General features: G+C 69.1%; 21 protein-coding genes. 11 read left to right on the top strand and 10 right to left on the bottom strand.

Annotation, left to right across the window (positions count from 1 at the left end; all coding sequences use genetic code 11):
* Positions 1-45: 45 nt before the first annotated feature.
* From AC067N_RS34270 to AC067N_RS34225, 10 genes are all read left to right on the top strand, one after another.
* Positions 46-321: a hypothetical protein gene (locus AC067N_RS34270; protein ID WP_478682898.1), complete on the top strand. Its 276-nt coding sequence runs from the start codon at positions 46-48 to the stop codon at positions 319-321.
* Positions 322-453: 132 nt separating this feature from the next.
* Entirely contained in the window at positions 454-1,794 is a 1,341-nt protein-coding gene (locus AC067N_RS34265) for a CpaF family protein (protein WP_478682835.1), read from the top strand.
* A 233-nt stretch (positions 1,795-2,027) separates the two neighbouring features.
* Complete coding sequence (locus AC067N_RS34260) at positions 2,028-2,975, top strand: type II secretion system F family protein (RefSeq protein ID WP_478682834.1); 948 nt, start codon at positions 2,028-2,030, stop codon at positions 2,973-2,975.
* A gap of 20 nt (positions 2,976-2,995) precedes the next feature.
* Complete coding sequence (locus AC067N_RS34255; protein ID WP_478682833.1) at positions 2,996-3,898, top strand: DUF5936 domain-containing protein; 903 nt, start codon at positions 2,996-2,998, stop codon at positions 3,896-3,898.
* Entirely contained in the window at positions 3,898-5,364 is a 1,467-nt protein-coding gene (locus tag AC067N_RS34250) for a sensor histidine kinase (protein WP_478682832.1), read from the top strand. The genes AC067N_RS34255 and AC067N_RS34250 overlap by 1 nt, the downstream gene beginning before the upstream one ends.
* Positions 5,357-6,163: a response regulator gene (locus AC067N_RS34245; protein WP_478682831.1), complete on the top strand. Its 807-nt coding sequence runs from the start codon at positions 5,357-5,359 to the stop codon at positions 6,161-6,163. Before AC067N_RS34250 ends, AC067N_RS34245 begins: the two co-directional genes overlap by 8 nt.
* Before the next feature lie 105 nt (positions 6,164-6,268).
* Positions 6,269-6,481, top strand: a complete 213-nt coding sequence (locus AC067N_RS34240) for a hypothetical protein (protein WP_478682830.1) — start codon at positions 6,269-6,271, stop codon at positions 6,479-6,481.
* Positions 6,478-7,095, top strand: a complete 618-nt coding sequence (locus tag AC067N_RS34235) for a pilus assembly protein TadG-related protein (protein ID WP_478682897.1) — start codon at positions 6,478-6,480, stop codon at positions 7,093-7,095. The genes AC067N_RS34240 and AC067N_RS34235 overlap by 4 nt, the downstream gene beginning before the upstream one ends.
* 15 nt (positions 7,096-7,110) lie before the next feature.
* On the top strand, positions 7,111-7,707 hold the full coding sequence (locus AC067N_RS34230; protein WP_478682829.1) for a hypothetical protein: 597 nt from the start codon (positions 7,111-7,113) through the stop codon (positions 7,705-7,707).
* A 2-nt stretch (positions 7,708-7,709) separates the two neighbouring features.
* Positions 7,710-8,339, top strand: a complete 630-nt coding sequence (locus tag AC067N_RS34225) for an OmpA family protein (protein ID WP_478682828.1) — start codon at positions 7,710-7,712, stop codon at positions 8,337-8,339.
* 36 nt (positions 8,340-8,375) lie between these two features.
* Here AC067N_RS34225 and AC067N_RS34220 read toward each other — a convergent pair whose 3' ends face one another.
* The 6 genes from AC067N_RS34220 to AC067N_RS34195 all read right to left on the bottom strand — a co-directional run bounded on the left by AC067N_RS34220 (position 8,376) and on the right by AC067N_RS34195 (position 14,599).
* Positions 8,376-8,663 carry a winged helix-turn-helix domain-containing protein gene (locus tag AC067N_RS34220; RefSeq protein ID WP_478682827.1) on the bottom strand — a complete coding sequence of 96 codons (288 nt, stop codon included), beginning with the start codon at positions 8,661-8,663 and terminating at the stop codon, positions 8,376-8,378.
* Between the two features lie 779 nt (positions 8,664-9,442).
* Positions 9,443-10,852, bottom strand: coding sequence for a DUF6177 family protein (locus AC067N_RS34215; RefSeq protein WP_478682826.1), 1,410 nt, complete (start codon positions 10,850-10,852; stop codon positions 9,443-9,445).
* Positions 10,853-10,883: 31 nt separating this feature from the next.
* The gene (locus AC067N_RS34210) at positions 10,884-11,744 is read right to left on the bottom strand and encodes an immunity 49 family protein (protein WP_478682825.1); all 861 of its coding nucleotides are present in this window, start codon (positions 11,742-11,744) and stop codon (positions 10,884-10,886) included.
* Positions 11,745-11,755: 11 nt separating this feature from the next.
* A complete protein-coding gene (locus AC067N_RS34205; RefSeq protein ID WP_478682824.1) occupies positions 11,756-13,300 on the bottom strand; it encodes a hypothetical protein in 1,545 nt (514 codons plus the stop codon).
* A complete protein-coding gene (locus AC067N_RS34200) occupies positions 13,203-14,225 on the bottom strand; it encodes a hypothetical protein (RefSeq protein WP_478682823.1) in 1,023 nt (340 codons plus the stop codon). The genes AC067N_RS34205 and AC067N_RS34200 overlap by 98 nt, the downstream gene beginning before the upstream one ends.
* Complete coding sequence (locus tag AC067N_RS34195; RefSeq protein ID WP_478682822.1) at positions 14,222-14,599, bottom strand: DUF6507 family protein; 378 nt, start codon at positions 14,597-14,599, stop codon at positions 14,222-14,224. Before AC067N_RS34195 ends, AC067N_RS34200 begins: the two co-directional genes overlap by 4 nt.
* A 435-nt stretch (positions 14,600-15,034) precedes the next feature.
* Here AC067N_RS34195 and AC067N_RS34190 point away from each other — a divergent pair, with 435 nt between their 5' ends.
* Entirely contained in the window at positions 15,035-15,601 is a 567-nt protein-coding gene (locus AC067N_RS34190) for a dihydrofolate reductase family protein (RefSeq protein ID WP_478682821.1), read from the top strand.
* Here the strand turns inward: AC067N_RS34190 and AC067N_RS34185 are convergent.
* The 4 genes from AC067N_RS34185 to AC067N_RS34170 all read right to left on the bottom strand — a co-directional run bounded on the left by AC067N_RS34185 (position 15,598) and on the right by AC067N_RS34170 (position 20,883).
* A complete protein-coding gene (locus tag AC067N_RS34185; protein WP_478682896.1) occupies positions 15,598-17,124 on the bottom strand; it encodes an AI-2E family transporter in 1,527 nt (508 codons plus the stop codon). The two genes, AC067N_RS34190 and AC067N_RS34185, sit on opposite strands and share 4 nt — an antisense overlap.
* Before the next feature lie 185 nt (positions 17,125-17,309).
* Positions 17,310-18,020 carry a cell envelope integrity TolA family protein gene (locus AC067N_RS34180; protein WP_478682820.1) on the bottom strand — a complete coding sequence of 237 codons (711 nt, stop codon included), beginning with the start codon at positions 18,018-18,020 and terminating at the stop codon, positions 17,310-17,312.
* 426 nt (positions 18,021-18,446) lie between these two features.
* A complete protein-coding gene (locus AC067N_RS34175) occupies positions 18,447-19,772 on the bottom strand; it encodes a PhoH family protein (protein WP_478682819.1) in 1,326 nt (441 codons plus the stop codon).
* Between the two features lie 337 nt (positions 19,773-20,109).
* A complete protein-coding gene (locus AC067N_RS34170) occupies positions 20,110-20,883 on the bottom strand; it encodes an isoprenyl transferase (protein WP_478682818.1) in 774 nt (257 codons plus the stop codon).
* Between the last annotated feature and the right edge of the window lie 196 nt (positions 20,884-21,079).

The following is a 21,079-nucleotide window of genomic DNA, read 5'->3' as shown; positions in this document are numbered from 1 at the left end:
ATCCTGGAGTTCGCCGGTTTCCTCCCCATCCTCCTCCTGGTGGCCATGGCGGCGGTCCAACTCGGCCTCGTCGGCTACGGCATCAGCCAGGCCGGCTCGGCAGCCAGGGCGGCCGCCCGCGCACAGTCCCTCGGAAACGACGGCGTGGCAGCGGGACAGGCCGCGGCGAGCGGCTGGCTCGACCCCGAGGTGAGCCCCGACCAGGGCCCCGACACCACCACCGCGACGGTCGTCGTCACGGTCCCCTCCGTGATCCCCCTCTTCGACCCGGTCACCCTCGAACGCACCGCGACCATGCCGAACGACACGGACGAGGACTGAGCGGAGAACCGCCCCCGACCGAACCCACCCCGCCCCCGACCGAACCCACCCCGACCGAACCCACCCCGAACGAGCCCGCTCCACCCAGCCCGCAGCCAAGACCGACCGCCCCCGAGAGGAGCTGACGAAGAGATGAGCCTGCGATCCCGTATCGCCGCCCCCGACGAGGGGGGAACCGGCCGCGAGGACGGACACCTCGTGGCCGTCTACCGCGCCAAGCTCCTCGAAGAGATCGACCTCGCCGAGATGTCGGCCCTGACGGCCGCCGACCGCCGAGCCCGCCTGGAGCGCGTACTCGGCCACATCATCAGCAGGGAGGGCCCGGTCCTCTCCTCCGCCGAACGCTCCCAGCTGATCCGCAGAGTCGTCGACGAGGCCCTCGGCCTCGGCGTCCTGGAACCCCTCCTCGCCGACGCGTCCATCACCGAGATCATGGTCAACGGCCCCGACTCGATCTTCGTGGAGCGAGCCGGCCGCGTCGAACAGCTCCCCCTCCGCTTCGCCTCCACCGACCAGCTCATGCAGACGATCGAACGCATCGTCTCCACGGTCAACCGCCGTGTCGACGAATCGAACCCGATGGTCGACGCCCGCCTCCCCACCGGCGAACGCGTCAACGTGATCATCCCCCCGCTCGCCCTCACCGGCCCGACCCTCACGATCCGCCGCTTCCCCCGCGCGTACACGCTCCCGGAACTCATCGGCCTCGGCTCCCTCGACGAGCAGATGCTGATGCTGCTCGCCGCGTTCGTCCGCGCCCGCTTCAACGTGATCGTCAGCGGCGGTACCGGCACCGGTAAGACGACCCTCCTCAACGCCCTCTCCGGTCTGATCCCGCCCCGGGAACGCATCATCACCATCGAGGACTCGGCGGAACTCCAGCTCCAGCAGGAACACGTCATCCGCCTGGAGTCGAGGCCCCCCAACATCGAGGGCAAGGGCCAGATCACCATCCGCGACCTGGTCCGCAACTCCCTCCGTATGCGCCCGGACCGGATCATCGTCGGCGAGGTCCGCGGCGGCGAGACCCTCGACATGCTCCAGGCCATGTCGACGGGCCACGACGGCTCGCTCGCCACGGTCCACGCCAACTCCGCCGAGGACGCGCTGATGCGCCTGCAGACCCTCGGCTCCATGTCCGAGGTCCTCATCCCGTTCGAGGCACTCAAGGACCAGATCAACTCGGCGGTGGACGTCGTCGTCCAGCTGACCCGCTTCGCCGACGGCTCCCGCAAGATCACCGAGATCGCGCTGCTCGTCTCGCACGGACGCGAACAGTTCCGCATCGCCACGGTCTCCCGTTTCGTCCCGGACCCCCTCGGCGCCGACCGCGTCGTCCACGGCCGCTTCGAGCACCTGCCGATCCCGCGCCCCGTCGCGGAGAAGCTGTACGTGGCCAACGAGCCGCTGCCGCCCGCGTACGGCGTGGCCGAGGCCATCGACGTACTCCACACGAGGCAGGCCATCGGATGAGCCCCCCGAAGCGGACCACGGCCCAGCAGCGGCCCTCGCCCGTGCCCGGCGGCGGATCCCGCCCACGGACGCCGGCGGCCACCGAAGCCACCCACGACGGCGGACAGGAGCGGGGCCGTGACCACAGACAGGAGCGGGGCCGTGACCACAGACAGGAGCGGTCCGTGACCACAGACAGGAGCGGTCCGTGACCACAGACAGGAGCGGTCCGTGACCACAGACAGGAGCGGTCCGTGAACAACGCCACCCTGCTGGCCCTCGGCGCCACCGTCCTGTGCGGCACCCTCGCCGTCGCCGGCGCCCACACCTACGCCTCCGGCCGCGCCCAGCGCCGCGCCCTGGTCGACCGCCTCGCCGGCGGCAAGGGCGGCCCGCTCCGCACGGCGAGCGGTCGCGTACGACGGTTCACGGCCGTCGACCGCCGACTGCGCCGCACCCGCCTCGGCCGGGCGATCCATCTGCGCCTGACCACGACGGGACTCGACCTGACGGCAGGCGAGTTCGCCACGTACGTCGCGATGGTCGTGGTCGCCCTGTGGCTGGTCGCCGCCGCCACGCTCGCCCCGTTCTTCGGCCCGATCGCCGGCGCCGTCGGCATCTGGGCCGCCGCCATCTTCCTCAACTGGCAGCGCCAGAAACGCATCGAGGCGTTCATCAACCAACTCCCCGACGTGGCACGCCTGCTGGCCAACGCCACGGCCGCCGGCCTCGCCCTGCGCACCGCCCTGGCGATGGCGGCGGAGGAGCTGGAGGCCCCGGCGGGCGAGGAACTGGCCCGGGTCGCCGACCAGCTGGCCCTCGGCCGTTCCGTGGACGACGCCCTCGGCGAACTCGCCGAACGCCTCCCCTCCCGCGAACTGATCGTCCTCGTCACCACCCTCGTCCTGTCCAACAAGGCGGGCGGCTCCGTCGTCAGTTCCCTCCGCAATCTCACCCAGACCCTGGAGGACCGCAAGGAGACCCGCCGCGAGGTCCGCACGATGCTCTCCGAGGTCAACGCGACGGCGTTCACGGTGCCCTTCCTGGGCCTGGGCTCCCTCCTCCTGATCAACTCCTCGAACGACGGCGCCCTCGCCCGCGTGACCGGCTCGCCCCTCGGCCAGGCCCTGGTCCTGATCTCGATCGGCCTCTACACCGTCGGCTTCTTCGTCATCCGCCGCCTCGGCAAGATCGAAGTATGAGAAGGGAGCCGTGACCCGACATGACGACATCCATGCTCCCCTTCCTCCTCGCCCTGCTGATGGCCGTCGCCGTCGCCGGCGTCCTCCTCGGCATCCGCATGATCCGCGCCGACGCGAAACTCCCCAGCGACCTGGCCCTCGCGCTGGAGGTCGGTGCCACCCGCGTCTCCAGGACGGGCTCGGCGGTCGACCGCCTCGGCATGCGCTTCGCCCCGCTCGTCCTGAGCCTCATGGGCCCCCGCCGGGTCGAGGCCAAGCGCCGCCGCATCGACATGGCCGGCAACCCCGGCGGCCTCACCCTCAACCGCTACGCCGCCCGCCGAGCCGTCTACGGCTTCTTCGGCGCCTTCATGGGCCTGGTCTTCCTCACCAGTGACCGCCCCCTCTTCGCCGCCGCCACCCTCGCCTTCGGGTTCTTCGCCGCCGACGCCGCGATCTGGCAGGCCATCCGTGAACGCAAGGACGTCATCGACCGCACGCTCCCGGACTTCCTGGACGTCCTCGCCGTCGTCGTCTCGGCGGGCCTCGGCTTCCGCCAGGCCCTGGACCGGGTGGCGGAGAAGTACGAGGGCCCCTGGGCCGACGAACTCCGCATCACGCTCCGCCAGATGGACATGGGAGTCAGCCGCCGCCAGGCCTTCGACGAACTCCGCAAGCGCAACTCCTCCGAACAGGTCGCCCAGTTCGTCTCGGCGTTGCAACAGGGCGAGGAACTGGGCAGCCCCATCGCGGAGACCCTGATCCAACTGGCCGCCGACATGCGCCGCACGGACGCCCAGAACGCGCGACGCAGGGCCGCGAGGACGATCCCCAAGGCCACGCTGGTGACCCTGGTCTTCATGCTCCCGGCGACGATGATCCTCATCGCGACGGGCATGTTCCTCGGCTCGGGCACCAACTTCGGCGAGATCCTGGGCCGCTGATGAGAACACGCGGACGGAACCCGGTCCCCGGCACCGCCCGGCTTCGGGCGGCCATGCACGCGCCCCCGCCGCAGGCCGTGCTGCCGCCGACGCGCCCCACGGCAGCCCCGGCGACCCGGGGACGGCCGACGGGCGAGCGCACCCGGCCCCGGCCCGCCCCCGTCACCGGCTACCTCCAGGACGACGCCGCACCCCCCGCGACCCTCCGCCTCCGGCTCAACGCCCTTCAGGCGCTCTCCCGTCAGACCATCGCCGTCCGCCTCGCCATGCTCGCCATCGGCACGCCCTTCGCCATGGCCAACACCTCCGACGGCGCCCCCACCCACGCCGTACTCGTCGTCGCGGCCCTCGGCATCACCATCTCCTACGCCATGCTCAGGGACTGGGACCGCTTCGCCCCCCGCCTCCTCGCCCACCCCTCCCTCATGGCGCTGGACCTCCTCCTCGGCGCGGTCCTCCTCCTCACCGCCTCCCCGGTCTCCCCCCTCGCCTACGCCACGGTCTGCACCCCGCTCCTCTCCGGCCTCCTCTACGGCTGGCGCGGCGCCGGTGTCTTCACCGGCCTCCAACTCACCGTCCTGCTGACCGTCCACCGCGCCTGGGAACACCGCCCGGGAGCGGGCGCCGGGACCCTCCTCATCGCCGGCTTCTGCGTCGCGGCCGGCATCATCGGCGTGACCCTCCGCAATCTGATGTTCCGCTTCGGCACGGCCACCCAGGCCCTCGCGGAGGCCACGTCCCGTCTCGCCGTCGCGGAGGCCGTCGAGTCGGAACGCGCCCGCCTGGCCCGCGAACTGCACGACTCCGTGGCCAAGACCCTCCACGGCCTGGCCCTCGCCGCGGACGCGCTGGCGGCCTCCGCGGACCGACCCGCCCCCGACCCGGCCGTGCTGCGCCAACAGGCGACCCTCGTGGCCGAGGCGGCCCGCCGAGCCGCCGCCGAGTCCCGGGACCTCCTCACCGATTTACGCCGCCACACGGACCTGACGAGAACGACCCCACCCGCGGACCTGAGAACCGAACTGACCACGAAAGCAAGGACGTTCACCTCCCGCACCGCACTCCCCACCCATCTCACCCACACGGGCCCGGAACCCCCGCCCCTCCCACCCGAGACGATCCACCACCTCCTGGCGATCGTCACCGAGGCCCTGGAGAACACCCACCGCCACGCGCACGCGACGAGAGCGGACATCGATCTGACGGTCACCCCGACCGCTCTCCGACTCACGATCAAGGACGACGGCGTGGGCCTCCCACCCGCACCAGCCCTGGCCGAGGCACCCGATTCCGGCCACTTCGGTCTCGTGGGCATGAGGGAGCGAGCCGAACAGCTCGGAGCGCACCTCCACATGCGGCCCTGCGCACCGGGCACGGAAGTGACCCTGACCCTCCCGCTCCCCGAGCCCCCCACCGGCACCCGCCAACCCCCTCGAACCCCCCAACAGGAGTCCGCCCATGCATGACCGGGACCAGGCACTCCCCACCGAGCCCCGCCTCCGCGTACTGGTCGCCGACGACAACCCGGTGGTCCGCGCCGGCCTCGCCGCGCTCCTCGGCACCCACCCGGACATCGAGGTGGTGGCCCAGGCGACGAACGGCGAGGAGGCGGTCCGGGACGCCCGGCTGCACCGCCCCGACGTCGTCCTCCTGGACGTCCGCATGCCCGGCACGGACGGCCTCACCGCGCTCCCCGAACTGGCGGCGCTGGCCCCCGTGATGATGCTGACGTACAGCTCGGAACCGGAGGTCGTGGCGGAGGCCGTCCGCCGGGGCGCGTCCGGCTACCTGGTCCACGGCGACTTCACGGCGGCGGAACTGATGGCGGCGGTACGGGAGTTGCGGGAGGGCCGACTGACGATGTCCGCCTCCGCCACTGCCTCCGTCTCCACGACGGCTGCGGATGTCTCAACTTCCATCGGCGTTTCCTACAAACCTTCACACGAAAGTCATGACCCTGCTTCGCAGCTGCAATCATCTATGGCACCCTCGTCGAGGGTCCGCCCCGCGTACGCGGCGACACTCCACCGCCGTGCGCCCGACCCGCCCGACCGACCGTCCTTCGGCCTGAGTTCAAGGGAGGTGGAGGTGATGGACCTCATCGCGTCCGGCATGAGCAACCGTCAGATCGCCGCCGCCTGCTTCATCAGCGAGAAGACCGTCAAGAACCACATCAACCGCATCTTCGCGAAACTGCACACCTCCACGCGCAGCGAAGCCATCGCCCACTGGCTCGGCACCGCCCACGAGGGGTGGACCCGATGACCCCGCCCACCCGCCCAAGTTGGGCCCCTGGACCCACCCCCCGTGCGGGCTCTTTCACGTACGGTGATCGGACAGGAGACCCCGTAGAGCGGAAGGGCAACCGCCATGAACCTCAAGCACCGCTTCGCAACCTGGAAAACGACGGTCACGACCCGCATGCGCGGCAAGCACCGCGACGCGGGCGCGGGTTTCGTGGAGTACGCGGGCATCATGATCATCGTCGCGGGCATTTTCGTGATGATCGACCAGTTGGGTCTGGATGGGTTGATCTCCGGTGCGATCGGAGACGCGGTCGCCGACGTGGTCGGCGGGGGCTGATACAGGGTCGACTGCGTAGCGACAGAGGTTCGACCCTCCCGATCTATATCTGGCTGACGGCGATTCTGCTCTTTGTGGCGTTGGCCTTCTTCGCGTTCGCCAAAGCAGCGTCCGCCCGTAGTGGTGCTCAATCCGCGGCGGACGCTGCGGCGTTGGCCGCCGCGCAACATGCTCGGGATGAGTTGTTGCTGGATATCAGGGATGCCCTCCTTGCCGGTGATGATCAGTGGTTGGACTGGCTAGACCTGCCCGAGGGCGGGTTGCCCGTCCAGGGGGTTACCGATGCAGCGGCAGCGCTGGCGGCCCAGAACCAAGCAAGCCTTCAGGGCGATGCCCAGCTCACCGAGGTCGAGGGTAATCCCGGATTTCAAGTCGGGATCCAGACGAACCACACCGTCGGTGACTCGATCATTCCCGGGACTGAAGACTTGACGGCCACAGCTCAGGCGGTCGCTGTCATCCAACCGCTGTGCGACTTCGATATCGCCGCGGATCCCACGAAGCCTGTGAGCCTGGACTGCGACGGCCTTCCCGTGGATATCGATCCCCAAGACTTCAATCCGGACGACCTTCCCGATGCGTCCGTGATGTTCTCTGTTTACCTGGCCGAGTGAGAGGAAGCCGTACCGATGAACCTTCGGCGCACCATGAAGGGCCGCAGGGCAGTGACCGCGGTGGCGATCGCGACCGGGCTGGTTCTTACGGTGGCCGGCTGCGGGGGAGGGGACGACAAGGACGACGCGAAGAAGCCGACGACCTCATCCGCCCCGACGAAGAGCGACAGCGGAGACGCGAAGGGCACTGAGTCACAGCCCCCCGAATCGAGCGAGGTGCTGGCCACAGCCAAGGACGGCGATATCTCGGTCACCATTACATCTGCCGTACGCGATTCAGGGGGCTTCGTTACGGTCGCGGGATCGGTGAAGAACGACGGCAGGCGGTCGTGGCTCGGTGCTGAATGGGCGAGTGATGAGCGGGAACTCAGGTCCAACGGCGGTTCACTATCAGGCGCCAGCCTGGTCGACAACAGCGGCAAGAAGAAGTACCTCATTCTTCGGGATACCTCGGGACGCTGCCTTTGTACGAAATTCAGCGGCCAGATCAGGCCCGGCGGCACAGCCGACTGGTTCGCCCAATTCCCCGCCCCACCCGAAGGCACAACCTCCGTGGACTTCCAGGTCGGCTCCATGCCCCCCGCCACCATCGAGCTCTCCGAGGGCGAGTGACCATGGCCGCTCTCACCCCACGGGTCGCCGCCGCCCTCGCGGTCGTGGCCGTACTCACCCTCGCCACCCCGGCGGCTCACGCCGACGACGACCCCAGCGAACCCCCGGGCTCCGTCACCACGTCCCCGCCCCCGGAGGTGGACGCGAACAGCCCGGGGCTGAAGCTGGCCGCGGGGGCGACGCTCGCACCCGCCAAGGTGCTGGACATCAAGTCCGTCGTGGAGGACCTCGGCGGTGAGGAGCGCCGCGAGGACACGAACGAGAACGTGACGTTCGCGCTCCAGGCGGAGGTCCTCTTCCCGAAGGACAGCGCGAAGCTGAACCCCCAGGCCCGCTCCCGCATCGAGGCGATCGCGGCGGAGATCAAGGCGCAGAACGCCACCAAGGTCCGCGTCTTCGGCTTCACCGACGACCTCGGCTCGTACGCCCACGGCCTGACGCTCTCCAAGAAGCGCGCCGAGGCCGTCCACGACATCCTCGCCGGTGACCTCGACGGCGACGTCACCTTCGAGGTGCGCGGATACAGCGAGGACTACCCCATCGCCGACAACTCCACGGAGGAGGGCCGCAAGAAGAACCGCCGAGTGGAGGTCTCCTTCCCGAGGACGGGCGCCGCAGGCGAACAGAGCTGACCCGTGATCGGCCGCAGCCCCCGCCGCGGCGGGGGCCTACTGCTCCGGGGCCGAGCCCGCCTCGGGCTCCGGCGGATACGCGACGAAGGTGCCCTTGGCGGGCAGGGTGACGACGAGACCGCGTTCACGTAGTTCGCGGGTCGCGCGGCGGGCCGTCAGATGTGCGACCCCGTACTCCGCGGCGAGGTCACGCTCGCCGGGCAGTCGGGCGCCGGGCCGCAGGTCGCCCTTGCTGATGCGTTCGGCGATGTGGTCGGCCATCTGCATGTACACATAGGCGATCTTGCTCGGATCGATCGGTGAGTCGTCTGGAGCAGGCGTCATTCAAGCAACGTACGACAGCGTTCAGCTGTACGAATCTATGGAGCACACCTAACCGCTATACACCTTGCCATACCACCCTGTAGTTTGTTCCTGCCGAAATGAACCCCGGCGACGGTGGGGCCGTCCCGGGGCATGGTCAACGCTGAGAAGGAGCGCCGACAATGCTGGACCTTACCGTCCGAGCCCTGGCCTGGGTGCTGCGCATCTGGTTGCCGGACTCGCGTGGTCGCCACCGCGCTGGATCCCCGATCCCACCGCCCGCCCCGGCCTCCCGCGTTACGGCGTCACCGACTCCGCCCGGTGTCGCGAACACCGTGGCCGGCGCAGCCGCTCACCCCCACTCGCCACCACCCGCCCGCACCCTGGAGGAACGCGTCCGCCGCCGCGCGACCCGTGGCCTGCGCGAACGTCGCCGCGCCCTCTACCTGGCGAGCCTGGGCTTCGATTCGGAGCCACCCGCACCCCGCGAAACCCCGGACTGCCGCACCCTCGTCGGGGCCGCTCGATGACACGTCGCCCTGACGACCACCCGCCGCGACGCCGCCCGATCCGCATGTGCGCGCGCTGCCAACGCTTCACTCAAGACCCTGTCCTGGTCCACGAGCACCACGGGGCCACCGGCCCCGGTTTCAACGTCTACGCGTGCCAGGAATGCGCCCCGCACTATCCGCCCCCGACGGATGAGCTGAGCGCACTGCACTGACGCCCGCCCTGTCGCGCCGTGTGGGGGACCGTTCGCCTGCCAGACGGCTCCCAGCGCGGGGAGCATCGCCGAACCCTCAGGACCGGCGGCCCTCCCGGAAATGGGAGTCGAGCTGCCGGAACAGCGTCCAGACACGGGGATCACTGCCGTCCCCGAGGGGATAGTGCAGAGCTGGGACCGCTCCATGACCGCACTGGACCGGAGTGATGCCGCCCGGCGAACGGCGGGCATAAGCGAGTCCGACGTCTCGGACCTCTCCTGCGCCGACGGTGAACGAGACGGGAATCGGCGGGGCCTCCCGGCGCGGCGGGACGGTGAGGTCGCGACCGCCGGGCCGTAGCGAGACGAGCATGGACGCCAGCCCTTGACCGTCGGCCAGGTTACGGGCGAGAGGTTCGACGGCGTCGAAGGGCGGAGACTCGTCGGGGCCGTAACCCACGGCGAGGGTGATGTCCTCCTCCACCCCGGCGGGCGTACGAGCGACGCGGGCGGTCGCGAGAGCGGGACGAGCCGGGTCGCCGACGGCGACGAGCCAGGTCGGTTGCGGCGCGCGAGCGCGGGCCAGTTCGGTCAACTGCCGCGTGCTCCAGGGAAGATTGACCGGCTCGGCCGTGCTCCAGCCGACCGGCGGCGCACCCGTGAGCTCCCAGGCTGTCTCCAGCGCACGGCCCACGACAAGATCCTCGGTGGCTTCGTGTCGCATGCGCAGGTGCACGACCAGCTGACGTTCACCGGAGTCCGCTGCGGGAGCAGCGAACTCAGCGACGGCGCAGGCCCTGCCGTCCTGGTCCCGTACGGGAGTGAAGGTGCCGTTCTCCCACCGGAGCCGAGCGCCTGACAGACCGTCGTAGAAGCCGTGGTCGGGATGTTGGACGACCCAGCGGTTGGGCAGCCCGCGCAGGGCGACGCGGGTAGGCAGCGTGAGCCGGGCGGTCGGCGGCGTGACGATCTGCAGGGCGCGGTCGGCGTCGGCGGCCGTACGGAGCGCGTCGGAGAGCCAACTGCTCATGGCGACCACCGGGCGGTCCTGGATCACCACCGCCGTGGAGGTGGTGAGAACGTCGACCGCGGGGATGCCCGTGTCGGGCACGGGGACGGCCGCGATGTCGGTGGTGAGGGGAACGACATCGGTGGAAGCGGCCCCGGCCGGCCAGACCACCCCACCCAGCACCGCCGCGAGCCGCCCGGCGAAGGACCCCGCCAGTGGTTCCGCCTCCGCGACCGCCGTCGAGGCACGTGCCTCCGTCCACCACACGGGACCGTCCCCGACCGAACAGCCGAGAAGACGCGAGACCTCCCCGGGCACCTGCACGAGCATCGGAGCCTCCACGGACACCAGCGGCCGCCCACCCGGCGCACAGAGCTGAATGACAGCGCCCTCGGCCAGCGTGCCGATGCCGAGGCCCGGCCCACCTGCGTGGAGACCTGCCAGAACGGTCCGCACATCCGGCATCTTCGGCGTGAGCGCTATGACGTCCTTGGTCACGGGATTCGTGGTCTCTCCGGTTCGATACGGCTCAGATCTGTCCCTCACCCAGCCTGGAGCCGAGCAGGAGATGGCGCGGCAGATAGTCGGACTCGACCTCGATCGAGAACCCCGCGTCAAGGGCGAAGCAGGCCATGGCCAATGGCCCCAGAGCCACGTATCCATCAGGGTTGCTGGCCCGCTCTTGGGTGGCCGTCCAATATTCCTGGTGCCAGCGGAGCGCATCGGCCAGCGCGGAGTTGAACTCGGCGCGGTCCTCCTGCAGGAAGCGGAAGAAGAGGTTGAGCGGGGGGAAGAGAACTTTCAACATAAGGTCAGGGTCGGCCGCCCGCGCCGTCTCCGGCCGGGTGCCCTCGAATGCTGCGACCAGTTTGTCCCCGACGCCGGGCCGCTCCAGCCAGTACGACTGAAGAGCGTCGATCCAGTCGTAGATGTACGCGTCGTAGTCCGCGCCGGCCTGGCGCAGCAGTGAGATGGGTACTTGGCACAGTGCGCTCATCCGATCCTTGGCGCGGCAGATGACCGCGAGAAAGAAAGCAGTGATCCAGTTGCCTGCGTCGGTGTAGTACGCCGGGCCGCTGGCAGGAATGGACCTGGACTTCTGCTCGATGCGGCATTGGACCCTGCCACTGGTGGCCTGGGCGGCGGCAAAGAGCGCCGAGCCGGACTGCATGGCCGTCACCCATCCATCCCACGTGGCGATCCGGGCGGCCTGGGGATCCAGAGCACAAGAGGACTCGGCCAAGGTGAGCGAGACGCTGAACACGTCCTGGACAGCCCTGGGTACATCTTCGAGGTCTTCCAGAGCCCAGGTCAGGCTCTCCTTGAGCGCTGTCAGGCCTTCCGCAATGTCATCAGTGGGGAAGTCATGGCGCGGGATGGAGACGACCACTCTATCTCTCCTCAGAAAAGCTTGAAGTGCTTGAGCGTGGCACCAGCATACTCGCCTGTATTTTCTGTGGCCTTCACCATGACATACTCAAGAGTTTTTCGACGCATGGCCCTCCGGAGTTCAGCGGCGAGTTGCTTGTCGCGCGGCCCTCTCTTTTCCATCTCGGACACGATTGTCTCCACGTACGGCAAGGTCCCCTGCTTGACCTGGAATCCTTTTGCGGCGCCTGCCCCCTTACGGCGCTCCAGTTCTCCGTTGGGCGCCTTCTCTTCGACGATGATGAGATTCCCGTTCTTGCGCCGGTACAGGTCGTCGAATTGGTTTGCGCCGTTTCCGGTCTGAGGTAGGTCATCGATCCGGGTGGCGTCTGGGAACTCGCGTGGCATGACATGAAGCCGTGCCGCGCCCTCGCCGAGTTTCTCGCCTACCTTTGTGTTGTTCGCCCGGTCGACACCGAATGCCTCCTGTGCCTCCTTAAGTGCGCGCGCATGATCGGAGCTCGGATTGCTCGCAAAATCCTTCGCGGCCGTGTTCAGCTTCATCGAGTTGATGCGATCGTTTGCGAGTCGGTTGAGTTCGTCGATGTTCCTGGGCTCGACGGTAGTCTCCGAAAGGCGCACCGCGCCAAGTCGGTATTTCTCGCCAGGTGCCGACGGCAGGTCGTCAGCAGGAATCAGTTTGCCATTCTGGTCTTCCGTCAGCTTGACAAGCTCGTGTCCATTTTCGTCGACCCCATTGGTGTCGAGGCGGCGGCCGATGGCATCGTAGTGTTTCTTACGCCACTCAATGTCATTGTTTGCTTTCCATGCCTGTTCCAGGTCGATTTTCCTGCGCTCGGCCGGAGTCAGATCGAGACCGTTTCTGCCTCCGGGATCTCCACTGCCCAGGGAGCCATGGGCGGTGTTACCCGTTCCAGCTCCTGCGCCAGGCCTTCGCATGGTGCCGTCGTCGGAGGCGAAACCTCTGCCGTCGGAATGTGAGGTGCCACCGGAGGGGTCGCTTGGCCGTCCCCGTTGATCACTGCTTGACGGGCCCTGTGACTCCGCAGCGCTGCCACGAGAAGGTACGTCCCCGCTGGCTGCGGCCTCATGACGGGCTTGTGCCGGAAGGTTTCTGCCTCCAGCGGCGGAACTCTCGGATCCTCGTGCGCCGACATCCACCAACTCGGAATCCCGCTGGTGCGACGAAGTCTGGCGGGGGTTTCTCTGCTCGTAGGCGGACCGCTCCCGCGGCGGTACGTCCGAGACGACGTTGCCATGCCGGTCGACATGGATGAACTCGCCGTTCTCGATGCGCACCTTGGACCCGTCGTCGAGTTCCAGGACGCTGGTCGCGCGAGTGGAGTCGGTCGACGCGCCGAAGCCGGCGGTGATCCGGGAGGTGACGTCGGAGAGCCTGGGGATGGTGTCCACGGTCTTGCCGCCCACCTTGACAGCGGCCGAGAGTGGGTCGAGGTACTCACCGATCTTCGCCGCCGCCCCGGCCCCCTTCGCGACGGTGCCGCCGGCCTCCGCACCCTTGGCCAGCCGAGCGAAGGCACCCGTGCCGAGGGTCAAGACGTTGAAGACCACCGTGCCGGAGGCCCGGACCGGGTTCTCCCCCCACGTGTCCCAGGCGACCAGCCCCTTCGAACTCCTTGGCCGCCTGTTTGCCCCGGACCTCGTCGGCGCTCTCCTCGTCCGGTCCGATCGCCCAGTCCATGAACGCGTCGTACGGGGTGATGGTGTAGAGACCGACGCCGGTCAGCACGTCCCGCACACCGCCCCACGCGTCGCCGTCGAACGTGGCCAGGTCGACCAGGCCCGTCACGGCCGGTTCGATGTTGTCCTTGTAGATGCCGTCCCAGACCAGGGTCTTGCCCCAGTGGTCCAACTCCCAGGCGTGATGGGACTCCTCGACCGGGGTGCCCCAGGGCAGCTCCTCGGCTCCCTTGAGCATGTCGACGTCATAGCCGTACATCACCGTCCGGTCGTTGACGGTGTGACTGCCGTCATCGGTCACGAACTTCGGCCCGCCCACCAGCGCCGAGATCTTGGTTGCCGCGCTGCGCTCGGCCGCCCGGAAGGCGCTCTCCGCTGCGGCCACACCGTCGAGCAGCGCTTGGTGGCGCTGGACCTTGTCCTCGTCGTACGTCCACTCGTCATCGCCGTCGACGTCCTCGACGAAGGTGTAGGCGTCCTGCTGGAGCTGCGCCAGCTTCTTGGCCAGAGGGCGGGCCTCGACGCTGTACGCCTCCAGTGCGTCGGCGACCTTTTCCAGCTTTCCGGCGAAAGCGGCCGCCCCGCTCATCACCGGCTCGGTGGTGGCGAACAGGTCGTCTGCTTCCGGCGCGGAGTAGTACGCCCCAAGAGCCTGGAAGCGGGAGTGCACGTTCTCGCCTGCGTCGCCGATGCCACTGGCGTCCAGCCGGAGCGCCGAGACGTCCTTCTCCAACTGTTCGAAGTCACCGGTGAACTGCGGTATGCCGGCCGGGTCGATCACTTGCCGCCGCCCTTACCCGGAAGCTCCACCTTGGGAGCGGCCAGCGCGTTCCTCTGCGCAGTAGCGGCCATCTCCGTCGCCCCGGCCACGTAGTAGCCGGTGGCCTCACGCGCCCCGTTCACCGACTTCGCCGAGCGTGCCCCGAGGAACAGCACGTCCTGAGCGGATTCCTCGACGAACAGCGCGAGCGCCGAACCGACCGCGCCGGTCTCCGGCGCCCCGCAGTAGGCGCCGCTGATCGTCCCGGCCGACTTGGCCGCGCTCGCCATGTCACCGACGTACGACTTCACGTCCTTGGCCAGATCGTCCATGGCGTGCTCGACCAGCGAGGTCACGAACTGCACCCCGGACGACGAGATGTCCCACCCTGTCATGCGCCGAACCCCCGTTGTTGATGTCTTGTCACAGCCGGGCGTCCCGCCACCCGGCCCCCGTGTGCCACGACAGTTCAATCAAGTCGAACACATCTTCCCCTGTAAATCGTCGCGGCAGCAACGCAGTTGGAGTCGATGTGACGTGTTTCGTGCGGTCAGAGGGCTGACCGTGGACACGTACAGCCGTGTGCACGTTCCTTTCCGCATCGCTCACGGAGGACACTTCGCTCATTCGGTGGGGCGATCCGGCCCCACGCCGGAAGGCCGCGTCCGTGCAACCGGGCCCTGCCCGCGCCATCCTCGTCCCAGGCCGTCGGCCGTCGGCCGTCAACCGTCAACCGCCGACCGTCAACCGCCGGCCGGCAGGCAGCGGCCGTCGACCATCGGCCACGGCCGCTTCGGCCATCGACACCGAGAACCCGCGGGAGCCAGCACATGCGAAAGATCGTTCTGATGATGTCCGTGTCCCTCGACGGCTACATGGAGGGCCCCAACCGCGAACTGGACTGGCACCTTGTCGACGACGAGCTGCACACGCACTTCAACGATGTCCTCAGGGACATGGGCGCCTTCCTGGACGGCCGGGTCTCCTACGAGCTGATGGCCGACTACTGGCCCACGGCCGACCGGGACCCCGACGCGCCCGCGCCCGTCGCGGACTTCGCCCGTATCTGGCGGAGCAAGCCGAAGCTCGTGTTCTCACGGACGCTGCACCGCGCGGAGTGGCACACGACGATCGTGCGGGACGTCGTCGTGGAGGACATCATGGCGCTGAAGGCGCAGGAGGGCGGCGACCTGGCCCTCGGCGGCGCCACCCTCGCCGCGGAGTTCATGCGGCACGACCTGATCGACGAGTACTGGCTCTATGTCCACCCGGTCATCCTCGGCCGGGGCCGGCCGCTGTTCTCCCAGGCCGAGGAACGGCCGAAGACCGACCTCCGCCTCATCGAGACCCGCGCCTTCGGCAACGGAGTCGTCCTGCTCCGCCACGGCAGGAACTAACCCGCGCCTCCGCCGGACCCGGGTCCCTCACCGGACGGAGGCCCGTCCCCGGCCCGCGCACCGCCCCCGGGCCGCGCACCGCCCCCGGCCCGCGCCCCCTCACCCGGCGACCGCTCCCCTTCGCGGGCAGGCGTCCCCTCGTCCCCGTACGCCCTGCCCTGCGAGTACGCCCGCAACGACCCAACGACCGTGTTCGTGACGGCGACCAGCGGCACCGCCACCACCGCGCCGCCGATCCCCGCGACCATCCCGCCCGCGGCGACCGACAGGACGACGGCCAGCGGATGGACGCGTACGGCACGTCCGAGGATGAACGGCTGGAGGATGTGGCCCTCGATCTGCTGGACCGCGAGGACCACGACGAGGGTCATGACGGCGGTGAACACGCCCTGCGTCACCAGCGCCACGACCACGGCCAGGGCGCCCGAGACGACCGCGCCGACCAGGGGGATGAAGGCGAACAGGAAGATGAACACGGCGAGCGGGACGGCCATCGGCACATCGAGGAAGTAGATGCCGAGGCCGATGAAGATGGCGTCGATCATGGCGACTATCACCGTGCCGCGTACGTACGCCGTCAGCGTCCGCCAGGCGCGGGGCCCGGCCGCGGAGACTCCGGGGCGGGCCGCCGCCGGGACCAGCTTCAGGGACCACTGCCAGATCCGCCTGCCGTCGTAGAGCAGGAAGAGTGTGGAGAAGATCGTCAGGAGGATGCCGGTGAGCGCCTCGACGATGACGGTCACGCCCTCCAGCCCGGCCGAGGTGATCGTGTCCGTGTTGTCGCTGATGGCGTCGCGGAGGTTCTGCGCGATGTCGTTGATCTGGTTCTCGGTGACATGGAACGGGCTGGCGAGCAGCCAGCGCCGCAACTCGTCGATGCCGTCCTGGATCTGGTCGGAGAGGTCGTCGATGTTCTCCATGACCTGCCAGGTGACGAACCAGCCGATGAGCCCCATGATGACGAAGCCGAGGGCGGCGGTCAGGGCCGTGGCGAGGCCGCGCGGTACGCCGAGCCGGGTCAGTCTGGCCGCCGTCGGCTGGAGCACCGCGGTGATGAGCAACGCGCCCGTGAAGGACAGCACCAGCAGCTGTACGGAGCTGATGATCCGCATCAGGACCCAGACGGTGCCCGCGAGGACGAGCAGCCGCCAGCCGGCCTCGGCCGCGACCCGCATCCCCCAGGGCACCGCGGACGCGGGGTCGGGGCGGGGGCGGAGGACGACGGTGGGCGCCTCGGCCGGGCCGCCGCCGGGGGAGCCCGCGGAGCCGGATGCGAGGGTCTTCGGGCCGTCACCTTCGGCCGCCGACCCGGTCGACGGGGTCCCGGACCCCGCCGCCGACCCGGCAGCTCCCGTCCGCCGCCCCGTCCCTTCGGCCGAGGACCCGGCCCGATCGGCGGAACCGGCGGAACCGGAGGAATCAGCGGACTCGGACTCCATCTCCGCGCGGCGGCGCTCCAACCGCTCGCCCCAACCGCTCAGGCCGGAGCCGATCCGGCCGAGCCACCCTGGCACCCGCGACATCATCCGTCCTCTTCCCCCGTCGCCCCTGCTGTTCACCACTCCCCCCGGATGCCTCGATTACTCTCGGGGGCTTCGACCGTACATGGCGGAAGCCCCCCACCAAAGGACGGTGGAGGGCTTCCGGAGGTTGAGCGTGCGACACCCCGCCGACAGCGCTGCGGCGGGGCATCGGTGGTGCGGCGGGCCTAGTACCAGTGGTTGGCCTGCCAGAAGGACCACGCCTCGCAGGGGCTGCCGTAGCGCGATTCCATGTAGTTGAGGCCCCACTTGATCTGCGTGGCCGGGTTGGTCTGCCAGTCGGAGCCGGCGGACGACATCTTGGAACCGGGGAGCGCCTGGAAGAGACCGTAGGCACCCGAGGACGGGTTGACGGCCTTGTAGTTCCAGCTGGACTCGTGGTTCACGATGTTGCTGAAGCAGGTCCACTGGTCGCTCGCCACGACCGCCTTCGCCATCGCCTGGATCTCCGCGATGGAGTAGGAACTCTGCGTCGGGGCGTCGCTGAGCGAACTGGCGGCCTGGGCCTTGGTCTCGGCCTCTTCCTTGGCCTTGCGCTCCTGCTCGGCCTTCTCCGCCTGCTTCTGCCTCGCGATCGCGTCCTCGGCCGCCTTCTTACGGGCGGTCTCCTCGGCGTCCTTGCGGGCGGTCGCGTCGGCGGCGATGGCCTGGGCGTCGGCCTGTGCAGTCAGGGATGCGGTCTGGACCTGCGCCTGCTGACCGACAGGTATGTCGGCGAGCAACGTGGTGTCGTTCGCGACCGCCTCGGCGTCGTCCGTGGTCTGGGCGGTGCTGCCCGAGGCAACTCCGACGACACTTCCGACTGCGGTGACCGCGGTGGCCGAGGCCACTGCGAATCCCCGGACCGAAATCCGGCTCACACGGTTTCCTTCCAGCATCGCCCGCCTCGGTGACCCTGGCGGACGCAATCGTGCCCCTGGCGCTGGCCTCCCAACTGCGGGGTCACGGAGGCGCGGGCCCGGTGGGCAACTCCCTTGCGGGAGCGCCGCGTGGTGCTCGGGCGGCATACGACGACGCTATGGAGTTGACCGTGGTGCTGCTGTGGTTCCGTACCGCTGGGGGTACGGCTGTGTCGTATGCGGGGCCTGACAGAAGTGAGACTCTGCCGTAACCCGGCACCGCAAGGCAATTCACGGGTGCGTGTGAAAGCTCACACCTCGTTTGGCCCTAGGGATTCCAGGAAACGCCCACACGCCGAGGCGCCGCCCGGCTAGGCTCATCGCCTTTGCCGGACGGCGCCAAGGGGTTCACCGGTGACCGGAGTTGACCGAAAGTGGTCAGATCGCCCGGAACCGGCAGAACCGTTAAATCTGTCCGTCCTCCAGCATTTCGGTCACCAGGGCCGCGATCTGGGAACGCTCGGACCGCGTCAGCGTGACGTGGGCGAAGAGCGGATGGCCCTTCAGCTTCTCCACCACGGCGACGACACCGTCGTAGCGACCGACGCGCAGATTGTCGCGCTGGGCCACGTCATGGGTCAGAACCACCCGTGAATTCGCACCGATCCGGGACAGAACGGTCAGCAGGACGTTCCGCTCCAGTGACTGGGCCTCGTCCACGATGACGAACGCGTCGTGGAGCGAACGGCCGCGGATGTGCGTGAGGGGGAGCACCTCCAGCATGCCGCGTGCGGTGACCTCCTCGATGACCTCGCGGGAGGTGACCGCGGAGAGCGTGTCGAAGACCGCCTGAGCCCAGGGGCTCATCTTCTCGGCCTCGTTGCCCGGCAGATAGCCGAGCTCCTGCCCGCCCACCGCGTACAGCGGACGGAAGACCATCACCTTCTGGTGCTGGCGCCGTTCGAGCACGGCCTCCAGACCCGCGCAGAGCGCGAGCGCGGACTTGCCGGTGCCGGCCCGGCCGCCCATCGACACGATCCCGACGTCCGGGTCGAGCAGCAGATCCAGCGCGATGCGCTGCTCGGCGCTGCGGCCGTGGATGCCGAAGGCCTCACGGTCGCCGCGGACGAGCCGGATGTTGCCGTCCGGCGTCACCCGGCCCAGCGCCTTGCCGCGCTCCGACTGGATCGTCAGACCCGTGTGGACCGGGAGGCCGCTGACCTCGGGGGCGTAGACCGTCCCTTCCTCGAAGAGGATGTCCACCTGTTCGCCCGGCAGGGTCACCTCGGACATCCCGGTCCAGCCGGAGGCGTCCGTGATGGCGAGTTCCGCGCGGTACTCCTCGGCGAGGAGGCCCACGGAGGACGCCTTGATCCTGAGGGGCAGGTCCTTCGACACGACGGTCACGTCGTAGCCCTCGGCCTGCAGGTTGCGGGCGACCGCCAGGATGCGGGAGTCGTTGTCCCCCAGGCGGTAGCCGGTCGGCAGGACGCTGGGGTCCGAGTGGTTGAGCTCGACGCGTACGGTCCCGCCGAGGTCCCCGATCGGGATGGGGGCGTCGAGGCGGCCGTGCCGTACCCGGAACTCGTCGAGCAGGCGCAGGGCCTGCCGGGCGAAGTAGCCGAGTTCGGGATGGTGCCTCTTCGCCTCCAGCTCCGTCACCACGACGATCGGAAGCACGACCTCGTGCTCGTCGAAGCGGCTCAAAGCGTTCGGGTCGGCCAGCAGGACGCTGGTGTCGAGGACGTAGGTGCGCCGGTCTGGCTTGTGGCGCTTTGTGCTGGTCACCACGGAAGGACGTACCCCCTCGGATGAGGTCGGGGAGCGACGGGTCTGAACTGGGCCGGTCGACGGCGCCGTTGCACGGGCCGGTGACCGGCCCTCCGCTGCTTCGTCCGTGCTGTGACCGCACGATCGGGCTGGTGCAAAGGGCCTCCCGGGCGGACGGCCCCGAGCCGTCCGCTGAGATCCGACACCCGTGGTTCGGGTGTCGACCTGACTGGCTTATGCCCTCGAACACGCGCCGCCATGCCACGCCGTACGACGGCGCCCCGGTGAACTCCTCGTTACCTCCGCCCGGCAAGGGGCGGCAGAAGCCTCATCCGCCATGCGGGGGAAAGGCGGAGGCTCAGCCTCCGTAGCGCCGGTGTCGCACCGCGTAGTCACGCAGGGCGCGCAGGAAGTCGACCTTCCGGAAGGCCGGCCAGAAGACGTCGCAGAAGTAGTACTCGGAGTGCGCCGTCTGCCAGAGCATGAATCCGGACAACCGCTGCTCGCCGCTCGTACGGATCACCAGATCCGGGTCGGGTTGGTCCCCGGTGTACAGATGACGCCCGATCATGTCGACGTCGACGCTCTCGGCGAGTTCCTCCAACGAGGTGCCCTTGTCCTGGGCGTCGAGGAGCATGGACCGTACGGCGTCGGCGATCTCCTGGCGGCCGCCGTACCCGATGGCGACGTTGACCAGTATCCCGTCGACGTGCGCGGTGGCCTCCTCGGACTCCTTCAGGGCGCTCTGGAGCTGCCCGGGGAGCTGGTCGAGCGTGCCCACGTGGTGCACCCGCCAGCGGCCGTCGGCGGCGAGGGAGCGCACGACGTCCTCGATGATGCCGAAGAGCGGGACCAGCTCCTCCTGGGGGCGGCCGAAGTTGTCGGTGGAGAACAGCCAGAGGGTGACGACCTCGACGTCCGTCTCGGTGCACCAGCCGAGGAACTCCTCGATCTTGTCGGCGCCGGCCCGGTGCCCCTGTGCGGTGGTCGAGCCCGCGGCCTTCGCCCAGCGCCGGTTGCCGTCCATGATGACGCCGATGTGCTTGGGCACCTGGGCGTGGTCGAGGTGCCCCTCGACCCTGCGTGCGTAGACCTTGACCAGCAGGCCGCGCAGTTTGTCGCGCAGGTTCACGTGAAAGCCCCTCCGGTGTCGCGGCAGTCCCCTTGGTTGGCAGAGCCTACCGGTGCTGGAGGTCGGATCCCCCAAGGGGTGTTGGGGGTGGGGGCCCTTCAGGGGCCTGTCGCCCGGTCCGCGGAGAGCCTGCGCGGAGGGGCAGAAAAACGGGCCGGTCCGTGGGGGGGAGACGGACCGGCCCGAGGGGGGGTTT

It is taken from the genome of Streptomyces sp. NPDC042364 (assembly GCF_056437585.1).
This window is presented reverse-complemented; position numbering and strand designations above follow the sequence as displayed.

What these genes read in the sequence shown, in the direction of transcription:
- AC067N_RS34270 (WP_478682898.1), top strand. Translation starts at nt 46, where the DNA reads ATGGCGGCGGTCCAACTCGGCCTCGTCGGCTACGGCATCAGCCAGGCC.
- AC067N_RS34265 (WP_478682835.1), top strand. Translation starts at nt 454, where the DNA reads ATGAGCCTGCGATCCCGTATCGCCGCCCCCGACGAGGGGGGAACCGGC.
- AC067N_RS34255 (WP_478682833.1), top strand. Translation starts at nt 2,996, where the DNA reads ATGACGACATCCATGCTCCCCTTCCTCCTCGCCCTGCTGATGGCCGTC.
- AC067N_RS34250 (WP_478682832.1), top strand. Translation starts at nt 3,898, where the DNA reads ATGAGAACACGCGGACGGAACCCGGTCCCCGGCACCGCCCGGCTTCGG.
- AC067N_RS34245 (WP_478682831.1), top strand. Translation starts at nt 5,357, where the DNA reads ATGCATGACCGGGACCAGGCACTCCCCACCGAGCCCCGCCTCCGCGTA.
- AC067N_RS34240 (WP_478682830.1), top strand. Translation starts at nt 6,269, where the DNA reads ATGAACCTCAAGCACCGCTTCGCAACCTGGAAAACGACGGTCACGACC.
- AC067N_RS34230 (WP_478682829.1), top strand. Translation starts at nt 7,111, where the DNA reads ATGAACCTTCGGCGCACCATGAAGGGCCGCAGGGCAGTGACCGCGGTG.
- AC067N_RS34225 (WP_478682828.1), top strand. Translation starts at nt 7,710, where the DNA reads ATGGCCGCTCTCACCCCACGGGTCGCCGCCGCCCTCGCGGTCGTGGCC.
- AC067N_RS34220 (WP_478682827.1), bottom strand. Translation starts at nt 8,663, where the DNA reads ATGACGCCTGCTCCAGACGACTCACCGATCGATCCGAGCAAGATCGCC.
- AC067N_RS34195 (WP_478682822.1), bottom strand. Translation starts at nt 14,599, where the DNA reads ATGACAGGGTGGGACATCTCGTCGTCCGGGGTGCAGTTCGTGACCTCG.
- AC067N_RS34190 (WP_478682821.1), top strand. Translation starts at nt 15,035, where the DNA reads ATGCGAAAGATCGTTCTGATGATGTCCGTGTCCCTCGACGGCTACATG.
- AC067N_RS34185 (WP_478682896.1), bottom strand. Translation starts at nt 17,124, where the DNA reads ATGTCGCGGGTGCCAGGGTGGCTCGGCCGGATCGGCTCCGGCCTGAGC.
- AC067N_RS34180 (WP_478682820.1), bottom strand. Translation starts at nt 18,020, where the DNA reads ATGCTGGAAGGAAACCGTGTGAGCCGGATTTCGGTCCGGGGATTCGCA.